Origin of the sequence: Mycobacterium sp. (genome assembly GCF_049673265.1) — a bacterium.
In the GTDB taxonomy this organism is placed as follows: Bacteria; Actinomycetota; Actinomycetes; order Mycobacteriales; family Mycobacteriaceae; genus Mycobacterium.
In genome coordinates this window covers 1-10550 of record NZ_JBATXN010000283.1, presented here as the reverse complement: position 1 = coordinate 10550, position 10550 = coordinate 1, and the positions used below count along the sequence as shown (strand labels likewise).

The following is a 10550-nucleotide window of genomic DNA, read 5'->3' as shown; positions in this document are numbered from 1 at the left end:
GCCGTTAGTCGGGTAGATGCGGCATTTGCAGGTCGGGGTCGCGGCCGACCAGCACTCCGCGGGTGAGCGCCGAGCGGCCGTAGCGGCTACGCACCCGGTCGACCGCCGCGTCAACGGCCGCGGGTTGGCTTTGCGCCCTGGTGAACGGCAGCATCAGCTGCTCGGCGCCGCTGCGGTCGATCTCCGAAACGGCGAACCCGACCAGCGTCAAACCCCGCTCGGCGGTCAGCGGTGCAGCGGACGCGACCAATTGCCGGGCGGTGGCGAGGATGGTTTGCGTCGAGGACGTGGCCCACGGCAACGTGCGCGATCGGGTGGCCCGGCCAAAGTCGTTGAACCGCAACCGCAATGTGACGGTGCGCCCGGTGCGCCCAGCCGCCCGCATCCGTCCGGTGATGCGGTCGATCAGGTTGATCACCACCGCGTCGACCTCCGCCGGTGACATGGTGTTGCCCGCGCGGCCCAGCGCGCGCTGCGCGCCCACCGACCGTCGGCGCACGGCGGTGGATACCCGGCGCGCATCGACATTGCGGGACAGCGCATGCAGCCGGGCGCCGATCGCCCCGCCCACCAACGAGGCCAGCATCGACTCGCTGAGCTCGGCCACGTCGGCGACCGTTTCGATGCCGTGGGCGTGCAGCTTCTCGGCGGTCACCGCACCGACGCCCCACAGCCGGCGCACCGGCAGCGGATGTAAGAAGGCGAGCTCTCGGCCGGGTGGGACCAGCAGCAAGCCATCCGGCTTGGCTTCCTGGCTGGCAACTTTGGCGAGGAACTTCGTTCGTGCGATGCCAACGGTGATCGGCAGCCCGACGCGGCCGCGTACCTCACTGCGCAGTCGGTCGGCGATCTGCACGGGTGTTCCGGAGACTCGTCGAAGCCCGCCGACATCCAGGAAGGCCTCGTCCACCGACAGCGCCTCAACCAGCGGAGTGGTGTCGCGGAAAACCTCGAAGACCGCCTCGCTGGCCCGCGTGTACGCGGCCATGCGGGGTGGGACCACCGCGGCGCGCGGGCACAGCCGCCGGGCCTGCGCGCCGCCCATCGCGGTCCGCACACCGTAGGCCCTGGCTTCGTAGCTGGCCGCCAGCACCACCCCGCCGCCGACGATCACCGGCCGGCCGCGCAGGGCCGGATCATCGCGTTGTTCGACCGACGCGTAGAACGAGTCGAGGTCCGCGTGGAGGATGGATGCGTCGGTTCGCACGAACATATGTTCGCACCGACCGCTGACGTTAGCTAGGTTGCCCGTAGATGCTGGTGACCCAAATGTGGGCAAGGGTGTCGACGACGCGGTCATGGTCGACGGCCGGTTGCTCAGCAGACAGGGCGGCCATCATGGTGCGTTCGTTCATCAGATTCAGCGAGGTGGCAAGGTCCACCGCCGGAATGGTCTCCGGCGCCGCGCCGCGCGCGCGTTCGGCCCTGATCAGCGCGGCCGTCTGGTCGATCCACTTCTGCATGAAGCCTGACCACACCGCCCGAACCTCTGCGCTGCTTGCCACCGCCTCCGCACCGGCTCGGGCCACTGCCCGATGTGAGTCGAAAGCAACGAAAAAGGCTTTAATGCCGGCGCGCCAAACCCGTCGGGGATCCGCAGGTAGCCGTTGCGCCGCGCCTTCGTATTCCGCGTCTGCGCGCGTGATCATCGGCTCGAGCAGCGCCAGCAGCAACGCCTCTTTCGACTTGAAATAGAAGTAGAAGGTCGGTCGGGACAGGCCGGCGCCCTTGGCCAGGTCATCGACGGAGATGTCAGCAAAGGAGCGCTCTTCCAGAAGCCGCGCGGCTGTCGCCAGAATCGCCTGCTCACGGTCGTCGCCGGACGGGCGGGCCGAGCGGCGCCCACGCGAGCTGCGGGGGGAGCTGACGGTAGTCACAGCCGTTACTTTACACGGTGTTGACAAATTCGACAGGGTGTTGACGCACTCAACACACTGTTGATAACGTGGCGCCATGACTGAACACCTCGACGTCCTCATCGTGGGCGCCGGCATCTCCGGTATCAGCGCCGCTTGGCACCTGCAGGACCGCTGCCCATCCAAGAGCTACGCCATCCTGGAACGCCGCGACGACCTCGGGGGAACCTGGGACTTGTTCCGCTACCCGGGCATCCGCTCCGACTCGGACATGTTCACGCTCGGCTTCAGGTTCAAGCCGTGGGAGTCGGCTCAGTCGATCGCCGATGGCGCGTCGATCAAGGCCTACATCAAGGAGGCCGCGGCGGAGAACGGCATCGACCAGCACATCCGTTACCGCCACCAGGTGGTGGCCGCCGATTGGTCCGACGCCGACAACCACTGGATCGTCACCGTGGACAACGACGGCCGACAGGAAGAGATCACCTGCTCGTTCTTGTTCGCCTGCAGCGGCTACTACAACTACGACGAGGGCTACTCGCCGACATTCGAAGGCGCCGAAGACTTCCGGGGCACGATCATCCATCCCCAGCACTGGCCGGAGGACCTCGACTACGCAGGCAAGAAGGTCGTGGTCATCGGATCCGGTGCCACCGCGGTGACGTTGATCCCGGCATTGGTGAACTCCGGCGCCGGCCACGTCACCATGCTGCAGCGCTCGCCGACCTACATCGGCTCTCTGCCGCTGATCGATCCCGTCGCCGAGCGAGCCAACCGGTGGTTGCCGGCCCGGGCCGCGCACGTCGTTAACCGTTGGAAGGCAATCGGTTTCAGCACGGCGCAGTACCAGCTTGCCCGTAAATTCCCCGCCTACATGCGCAAGACCCTGCTGACGATGGCCAAGCGACGGCTGCCCGAGGGGTACGACGTGGAGAAGCATTTCGGCCCGAGCTACAACGTGTGGGACCAGCGCCTGTGCTTGGCGCCCAACGGCGACTTGTTCAAGACCATCCGCAAGGGCCACGCCGACGTCGTCACCGACACCATCGACCGGTTCACCGAAACCGGCATCAAGCTCAACTCGGGTAACGACCTGCAAGCCGACATCATCATCACCGCAACGGGTTTGAACCTGCAGCTATTCGGAGGCGCCAAGATTCGGCGTAACGGCATGCCCGTCGAACTCAACGACTTGATGTCCTACAAGGGCATGATGCTGACCGACATGCCGAATATGGCGTTCACCATCGGCTACACGAACGCATCCTGGACGCTGAAGGCCGACCTGGTATCGGAGTTCGTCTGCCGGGTGCTCAATCACATGGATGCGAATGGCTATGACACCGTCGTGCCGCAGCATCCAGGCGACTCGGTGGACGAGCGTCCGCTGATGGACTTCACCCCTGGCTACGTTTTGCGGGCATTGGACTACCTGCCGAAGGCTGGCTCGGTCAGCCCGTGGCGGCTCAAGCAGAACTATCTGCTCGACCTGCAGCTGATCCGGCGTGGCCGGGTCGACGACGACGCCCTGCAGTTCGCCAAAAAGCCTGCTGCCCTGCCGGTTTAGCCGGTAGCTGCTGCGGTGACCACGACGATCCCGTCGTCGTCGCTGTAGGCGATGTCCCCCGGTACGAAAGTCACTCCGCCGAAGCTGACCGCGACATCTCGTTCGCCGGCGCCGCTCTTGCTGCTCTTGCGGGGGTTGGTGCCGAGCGCCTTGATGCCCAGGTCGAGCTCGCGCAGGGCCGCGGCATCCCGGACGGCGCCGTGTACCACCAGCCCGGCCCAACCGTTCGAGCGGGCCAACTCGGCGATGACGTCGCCGACCAGCGCGGTATGCAACGAGCCGTCGCCGTCGATCACCAGCACACCGCCGTCGCCCGGCACCGAGAGCACCGACTTCAACAGCGCGTTGTCTTGCAAGCAGCGCACCGTGCTGATCGGGCCGGCGAATTGCGTCCGGCCGCCGAACTGACGGAACTGGACATCGCAGCTGCGTACCTCGGGCCCGATATCGTCGACCAGGTCGGCCGTGGGCCGGAACAGCACCGTCACCGGGCCATGCTAGTCATCGCGACTGGCGCCCCGTTGACGAAGCTGGCGCACCAGCAGCAAGACCAGCAGGCTGATCGCGATCGCCACTGCCAAAGGCACCGGTGAACGACCAGCCGAGGCCAGGCCCGCTTCCCCTGAGACCGGGTTTCTGGCCGCATCCACCGTCGACTTCGCATGTGCTGCAGCATCTTTCGCAGCTGCGGCAAGCTGGCCGTTGGTTTCGATGTGAGGTGGCGTCGGCGGTTGGACTGGTAGCTTGGCTGCGCCGGGCTCGGCTTTTTTCGCGGGCGCCTTCTTGGCGGCCTTCTTGGCCGGTGCTTTTTTGGCGGGCGACTTTTTAGCTGCCGCCTTCTTCGACGCTTTCGCGGCCTTAGCGGGCGCCTTTTTGGCGGGCGCCTTTTTCGCCGGTTTATCCGGAGCCTTGGCCGGCGGCGTTGACATCTCCGCGGGTTGTTCCGGTGGTTGTGGAGGTGCTGTGTCGGCCGCTGGTGCGGGCGGAGCGGGCGGTGTGGGGCCGGCGCCGGGCGCGTGTTCTGGTGTGGAATCCGCGGTGTCGTCCGGTCGGTCCTGCGGGTCTGCCATTCGGCTGCTCCTTTGCAGTTTCTCGTCGCCTACACCGACCATCAGTCGAATCCATCATGCCAGGACCGCCGATCTGCGCAGTCAGGGCCGATTACGCGCCTGCCACACCACCGCGCCACCGACCAGCACCAGCGCACCGACGGCGAAGGGCCAGACAGGGAGATCGTCGCCGGAACTGTCCGAGGGTTGCGCCGTCGGACCGGGTGTGCCGGTGCCCGGCGTGGTCAGCTCAAACGACCACGATCCAGTCACCACGTGCCCATCAGCCGATGTCACCCGGTAATTCACCGTGTAGTTTCCGGTCGGTCCCAACGGCCTTACGCCGACGCTGACAACAGCGCCCTGCACCTTCGGTTGCCCGGACGCCCACAGGTTGCCGTCCGGCCCGACCACCGTCATCGCGGCGAACGTGGTTTGCAGCTGCTCGTTGAAGACCGCGCTGACGTGCGGCGGACCGGTGCTGACGACGGCCTTGTCGGCGGGGTCGGTCGACACCCGCGCGGCGTGCGCGCTCGCCGCTCCGGCGGTCAAGGTAGCGGCGAAGGCGATCGCCGCCAAGAGCAGACTCACCGCAGCCATGCGTGTTCGCCGGCTCATGTCCGTCGAGCCACCAGTGCGACACCGATACCCAGCGCACCGAGGAGTAGGGCGGCTCCGCCGAGCACCCGGGCGGTGTTATCAGCTGTTGCTCTTGGCTTTTGCGTCTGCGATGGGACCGTGGCGGTCGGCGCGGTGGTGCTGCTTGGGTTCGCGTGATGGGTCGACGGCGGCCCCGACGCTTCGGTCAGTGTCAGCACCGGCGCCGGATTGCTCGGCTCGGCCCCGCCGGGCTGTGAGGGCTGATCCCACTTGACCACCGATCCGTCGGCGTAGGTCTGGGTCGCGGGGAAGCTGACGGTGTCGGCGTCCGGCAGCTTCACCGATATCCGGAACAGCCCGAACTGATCGGCCGGGATTCCGCCTTTCGAGTCTGCGGTCCAGGTGACCGAGTGGACGGTGCCCGACGGCGAGTCGCGGTCGAGTTTGGCCGTCCAGCCCGGCTGGTTTTCGGTCTGTACCGAAGTGACATTGGACAGATCGACTGTGAAAGCGGTCGTCGCTGCCCCCTTCGTGGACTCATTGGGCACCTGGAAGGTGACTATCGCCATGCCGCCGCGCGTGGCGTCGTCGCTGCTGGCATGAACGTGAGCCGATGCCGGCGCGATGGCCGCGGTCGAGCCGAGGTAGAGCGCGGTAGTGGCGGCGGCCGAGATCAAGACGCGCCAAACCAGGCTGCGGTGCCGTGTCATCCGATTGGTAATCCTTTGTCTCCGTTCGCCTCAGGTGGCGACGTCAGGTCAATCCCAGGCGCGCCATCAGATCGGCCTCGACCTCGTCAAGTTGTCTGGAGATCGCGGCGTGGGCGGCCCGGCGACGGGTGGCGGGCATGTTCTCGGCAGCGGTGATGGCCGCCGATAAGTCGGTGAGGCGCTCGGATATAGCCGCCACGAACTGCTTGGTCTCGGCGTCCTTGGGTTTGTTGTCCTGCACCGAGCGCAATGATTGTTCGGCGCCGGCGATGCGTGCCGATAACCGGCCACCGTGCCCGGAAAATTGGCCGATCTGGGCCAACGGCACTCCGAGCTGGTCGGCGCGCCGCTGATCGATCAGCCCGCGCGCAGCGATGGCCACCCGGTATGCCACCGGCACCACAATCGGGGCCAGCAACCGAGAGACGGTCAGGATCCGGCGAATCCGCGTCGGTGACAGCAACTTGCCCTCCTGCACCGCCTTGAGTTTTGTTTCGGCCACCTTCAACGCTGCCCGGTCGCTTTCACGCTGCGCCTTCAGCTGGTCCCTGAGTGCCTTCGACTCGGCGCGCTGCGCGGCTTTGTACCGGCGGACCTCGTTTTTCGCAGCCAGTTTCGCCTCAATTTTGGCCCTGGCTTTGATCGCCCGGGCTTCGGCGCGACGCGTCGCGCGGGTTTTTCGCTTGCCGAACAGGCCCATTCGCTTATCGCCTCCCCGGATCTCGTCGACTATCGAGGTGCGTATGCCCCGTCGATGCGCCAACCCTAGCGGGAAGGGCGGGGGCGCACGTCGTCAGGACCGCCCGCAGCACCGGTTGATCGTTCGCGGCAGCACCTGCGGGGTGGGACCATTCGCTGATGGATCAAGAGGACCCCGAGCAACGCATCGCCGAACTCGAACGTCAGCTGACCGACGCCAAAGCCCCTGCTGGCCCGACGGCCGAATCTACACAGCGCCCGACGCTGACAGCTGCCGATATTAAAAAGGTGGCTTTCAGCAGGCCGCCAATAGGAAAACGGGGATACAACGAGGATGAGGTAGACGCGTTTCTTGAGCTCGTCGAAGAGCGGCTGCTAAATCCGAGCAGCTCTTCGCTGACCGCATTCACCGTGCAGAACATGGCATTTCACAAGCCGCCAATAGGAAAGCGCGGATACAACGAAGACGAGGTTGATGCATTCCTCGATAGAGTCGAATCAGAATTGCGCCGACTAGACGGCACCCCGGTACGCCCCGACGCTGGTCAACGAACTGGTCAGCGTCGCCCGCCGCAGATGCAGCCGGTTATGGCGAACGACGGGTCGATAGGTGGGCGCGGGGTCCGCTCGATCGGCAGCGCGGGCTGGTTGGCCGCGATCGTGGCGGCGGGGATCTGGCTGTACATGTGCGGTTCGCTGGCGTGGGATGCGTATGGGTATCAGGTCGGCACGCCGGCGACGGCGACGCACGTTAGCTGCGCGGGGTCCCCGAACAGTGACGCTCGCAACGTCAACTGCAGCGGTACCTGGAGCCTCGGCGGACAGGCGCGCACGGGCCCGATCCACCGAGTTCCCGAGAATTGGAACTACGGACAATCGCTTGATGTTCGGGTACATGGCAGCACCGCATTTGCGGCCGGTTCGACGGGCTGGTACATGGCCCTCTCGATCCTCGTCCTCGCCGTCTTTATCACGATGAGCTTGGGCGGTTTTCGCGCTTTGGACCGTCGCTGGCGTCAGTGGCTGGCAGGCCGCCGGCAACGCAGCTAGTTATGCGTCCAGGTGTTCCTTGCGGCGTAGTTCTTCAACGTGCTGCACGATGTCCTTTTGCGACTCAGCGGACAAACCGCTGGCGCCCAGGGCGATACGCCGAATGCCCTCATCACGCATCGTCATCAGCCACACCAACTCCGTGTCGAGCTTTTCGTAGTACTCGTCGTCAGTGAAGTACGCGGGCTTGATGCGGAAAAAGTTCGCCAGCGCGGCCATGGTGGCGGACGACGGGTTGGTGCGGTTGCCGGAGCGTAGCTGCGACAGGTAGGGAGCTGACATTGTGATGCCCTCCGCCTTGAGTGCCGCGATCACCTCAGCAGAGGTATGCGGCCCCCTTCCCGGCGGATAAACCGTGTCGAACAGGCGGTTCAGGCGGGCAGCAAACGTCGTGCTCATCGATATGACCTCCACTGGGTCGGTCGACCAATTATCCATGTGTGGTATTTGCTGATCATCGTAGCGAGTGTTATGGCCGCAACCAAGTGCAAACTTGACGACGATTGCTCAACACGGCTGTGGCGCTAGTTGGCGACGCCGCTGCAGCGCGCCAAGCTCGGCACTCAGCGAATTCACATGATGTAGCAAGCGAATTGTGGCGCGCTATCTGCGTTCAGCGTGAGCTCTTCGCAGCGCGAAGCTTCGTTGATCCAGCGAATCGGACTCTACGGCAACCGAGACGCGGCGCAGAGGTCGAAAAAAGCAGATTTGCTGTCGCCTTCTGCTGCGGGTACCGCTGAGGGCGGTTGGGAGCTCTCAAGCAGCGAGCAGCATCGCCAGAATCGCGGTGTCGGGATGGCTGATCGGGTCGACGCCGACGCGGCTCACCACCGAGGTGATCGTTCCGTCGGCTTCTGCCTCCACCCAGGCGGCGCGATGCTCCAGCCCCAGATATGGCAGCCCGGGCAGCAGCACGCATCCCGAGGCGGCGCCGTTGCATTCGGGTAACGACGGTGTGGTCTCCGACGGCGGATGCAACATCAACAGTGCCGGCGGCTGATGGTCGGCGAAATAGCCTGGCTGGACGGCGGATTCGCCTACCACCGGACCCTCCGCCAGCACCAGGCCGACGGTGCCCGGCACGGGAGCATCCGGTAGTTCCTCGCGCGCGCCGAATACCGTTGTGGTGTTGAGCAATCCAGGCAGCGATGCGACCCGGACCGCAACCATCAACAGCTGTGCCCACTCTTTCGTCGAGTCGGGCCAACGCCCGGAAATGACAAACCCTTTCAGGGCACCATGAGAATGGAATGGGGCCACCTCGACGGCCCGACCTGACCCGGTTTCCATTTCGCCCTCCGCCATACTTCGGTTCGGGTACCAGCGATACGCCGGTGGGTCAATCAGCTCAGCATGCGTCAGCAGGTGAATACCCGCAAGCTGACACGAGCAATCAACGCCCACGAACTCGAAAAAGAAATACGGCCGAAATAGTGAACGGGGCGCCGCGCGAAAGGCGCGACGCCCCGAACAGGCAAATTCAACTCCGAGCTCAGCCGGCGATCAGCCCTTTAGCCTTCGAAGTCGCTGTGGCGTAACGCGCCTGGACATCCTCCCAGTTCACGACATTCCAGAACGCTTTGGCAAAGTCGGCCTTGACGTTCTTGTACTGCAGGTAGAAAGCGTGCTCCCACATGTCGAGCACCAGCAGCGGGACGATGCCGAGCGGGAAATTGGTCTGATGGTCGTAAACCTGGAATACCAACAGCTTCTGACCGAGGCTGTCCCAGCCGAGCGCAGCCCAGCCCGACCCCTGCACCGTGGTGGCAGCCGAGGTGAACTGACCGCGGAACTTGTCGAATGATCCGAAGGCCTCATCAATGGCCGCTGCGAGCTCACCGGTCGGCTTGTCACCGCCGTTGGGGGACAAGTTCTTCCACCACAAGCTGTGATTGACATGGCCGGCCAGATTGAACGCCAAGTTCTTCTCGTACAGCAGAATCGCCGAGAAATCTTCTTTGGCGCGCGCCTCTTCCAGTTTGGCCACAGCGTCGTTAGCGCCCTTGACGTAGGTGGCGTGGTGCTTGTCGTGATGAAGCTCGTTGATTTGACCCGAGATATGCGGCTCCAATGCTCCGTAGTCCCAGTCAAGGTCGGGCAAAGTGTATTCAGCCACGAGATTCCTTCCTTCGACGATCGTTGCCGATCTGCTTCTGACGCTCCACTTGCAGGCTGTCAGCGGAGCGGCGGCTTGGGTTGGTCAACCATGATCAACCCTGCTCCATCGCCGCGCGCACCGCAAGAACGAGTGCGATGCGTGGATACCCCGCGGCGGGAGCTCAGAACCAAACGATGACAGCGAGGATCGCCAGCAATACCAGGGCGATCAGGCCGGCGCGCAAACCGGCGAGCAAGTAGGAGCGATTGCACGTCGCCGAGTTGGTGTACCAACGCGACGACGATCCCGCCGACTGCGGTCCGATCGGTTGCGTTGTCATCGGATGACCCCGACCTTTGCGTCCAACACTCCCCCAGTGAGATCAGTCACAACTACTCCTGTGGTCGCGATCATAGCCCGTCATGAACCGGCGGGAAAATTGAACCTCACGCGGCTAGTTGACCAGCGTCTATTTTGCTGGCCGACGACTCCGGCCGAGGGTCGGTGGACATCGTTCCGGTTGAGTCGAGGCGGGGCTCGGCCGCGCGCTGCGGTGTGACATCGCCCATAAGGGGGAGGTAACAAGTCGATAAACGCGAGCTAAGAATTCGCTCAGGGCCCGCCGGATCTGTCGATCGCGGCTGGATTTTGGCCGGTTGTTATCCACAGCGATCACCCGGGCCGGTCGATTTACCGCGCCTCACTCCGGGCGGACCTGGCTGGCTGGCTGTGGATAAACCTGTGGAAACTGTGGATACCCATTGGTAGCTGGCGCGGCCCTGCGACGCGCCGACTGGCCGCGTGTCAAGATCGAGGCCATGGATAGTGAACCCGTGGTCGCACAGACCGACGTCGCCGACCTGCCCGCCGAATTCGGTCCCGCGGCGGTGTTGCTGGATGTGCGCGAAAACGACGAATGGC

The 10550-nt window shown here is 64.6% G+C and carries 12 protein-coding genes and 1 pseudogene; 2 read left to right on the top strand and 11 right to left on the bottom strand.

What is annotated here, in order from left to right:
- Nucleotides 1-4 precede the first annotated feature (4 nt).
- Together dinB and WBF82_RS09865 are read right to left on the bottom strand one after the other, a co-directional pair.
- Complete coding sequence (dinB, locus tag WBF82_RS09870; RefSeq protein ID WP_424382858.1) at nucleotides 5-1213, bottom strand: DNA polymerase IV; 1209 nt, start codon at nucleotides 1211-1213, stop codon at nucleotides 5-7.
- Between the two features lie 22 nt (nucleotides 1214-1235).
- Nucleotides 1236-1877: a TetR/AcrR family transcriptional regulator gene (locus WBF82_RS09865; protein ID WP_424382857.1), complete on the bottom strand. Its 642-nt coding sequence runs from the start codon at nucleotides 1875-1877 to the stop codon at nucleotides 1236-1238.
- Nucleotides 1878-1953: 76 nt separating this feature from the next.
- Here WBF82_RS09865 and WBF82_RS09860 point away from each other — a divergent pair, with 76 nt between their 5' ends.
- The gene (locus WBF82_RS09860; protein ID WP_424382856.1) at nucleotides 1954-3423 is read left to right on the top strand and encodes a flavin-containing monooxygenase; all 1470 of its coding nucleotides are present in this window, start codon (nucleotides 1954-1956) and stop codon (nucleotides 3421-3423) included.
- Here the strand turns inward: WBF82_RS09860 and rraA are convergent.
- The 5 genes from rraA to WBF82_RS09835 all read right to left on the bottom strand — a co-directional run bounded on the left by rraA (nucleotide 3420) and on the right by WBF82_RS09835 (nucleotide 6482).
- Nucleotides 3420-3911, bottom strand: coding sequence for a ribonuclease E activity regulator RraA (rraA, locus tag WBF82_RS09855; RefSeq protein WP_424382855.1), 492 nt, complete (start codon nucleotides 3909-3911; stop codon nucleotides 3420-3422). The genes WBF82_RS09860 and rraA overlap by 4 nt on opposite strands.
- Before the next feature lie 9 nt (nucleotides 3912-3920).
- Nucleotides 3921-4352 (bottom strand): nucleoid-structuring protein H-NS, encoded by a 432-nt coding sequence (locus tag WBF82_RS09850; protein ID WP_424382859.1) that lies wholly within the window; start codon nucleotides 4350-4352, stop codon nucleotides 3921-3923.
- Between the two features lie 222 nt (nucleotides 4353-4574).
- Nucleotides 4575-5090, bottom strand: coding sequence for a copper resistance CopC family protein (locus WBF82_RS09845; RefSeq protein ID WP_424382854.1), 516 nt, complete (start codon nucleotides 5088-5090; stop codon nucleotides 4575-4577).
- The gene (locus WBF82_RS09840) at nucleotides 5087-5782 is read right to left on the bottom strand and encodes a YcnI family protein (protein ID WP_424382853.1); all 696 of its coding nucleotides are present in this window, start codon (nucleotides 5780-5782) and stop codon (nucleotides 5087-5089) included. Before WBF82_RS09840 ends, WBF82_RS09845 begins: the two co-directional genes overlap by 4 nt.
- A gap of 43 nt (nucleotides 5783-5825) precedes the next feature.
- Nucleotides 5826-6482, bottom strand: a complete 657-nt coding sequence (locus WBF82_RS09835) for a DUF6474 family protein (protein ID WP_424382852.1) — start codon at nucleotides 6480-6482, stop codon at nucleotides 5826-5828.
- 263 nt (nucleotides 6483-6745) lie between these two features.
- On the opposite strand from WBF82_RS09835, the pseudogene WBF82_RS09830 reads away from it, so the two are divergent.
- Nucleotides 6746-6997: pseudogene (locus WBF82_RS09830) on the top strand (DivIVA domain-containing protein); the annotation flags it as partial.
- Nucleotides 6998-7531: 534 nt separating this feature from the next.
- Here the strand turns inward: WBF82_RS09830 and WBF82_RS09825 are convergent.
- The 4 genes from WBF82_RS09825 to WBF82_RS09810 all read right to left on the bottom strand — a co-directional run bounded on the left by WBF82_RS09825 (nucleotide 7532) and on the right by WBF82_RS09810 (nucleotide 9969).
- Entirely contained in the window at nucleotides 7532-7930 is a 399-nt protein-coding gene (locus WBF82_RS09825; RefSeq protein WP_424382851.1) for a transcriptional regulator, read from the bottom strand.
- A gap of 357 nt (nucleotides 7931-8287) precedes the next feature.
- On the bottom strand, nucleotides 8288-8821 hold the full coding sequence (locus WBF82_RS09820) for a peptidase (protein ID WP_424382850.1): 534 nt from the start codon (nucleotides 8819-8821) through the stop codon (nucleotides 8288-8290).
- A 202-nt stretch (nucleotides 8822-9023) separates the two neighbouring features.
- On the bottom strand, nucleotides 9024-9647 hold the full coding sequence (locus WBF82_RS09815) for a superoxide dismutase (RefSeq protein WP_424382849.1): 624 nt from the start codon (nucleotides 9645-9647) through the stop codon (nucleotides 9024-9026).
- Nucleotides 9648-9810: 163 nt separating this feature from the next.
- Complete coding sequence (locus tag WBF82_RS09810; RefSeq protein WP_424382848.1) at nucleotides 9811-9969, bottom strand: hypothetical protein; 159 nt, start codon at nucleotides 9967-9969, stop codon at nucleotides 9811-9813.
- Between the last annotated feature and the right edge of the window lie 581 nt (nucleotides 9970-10550).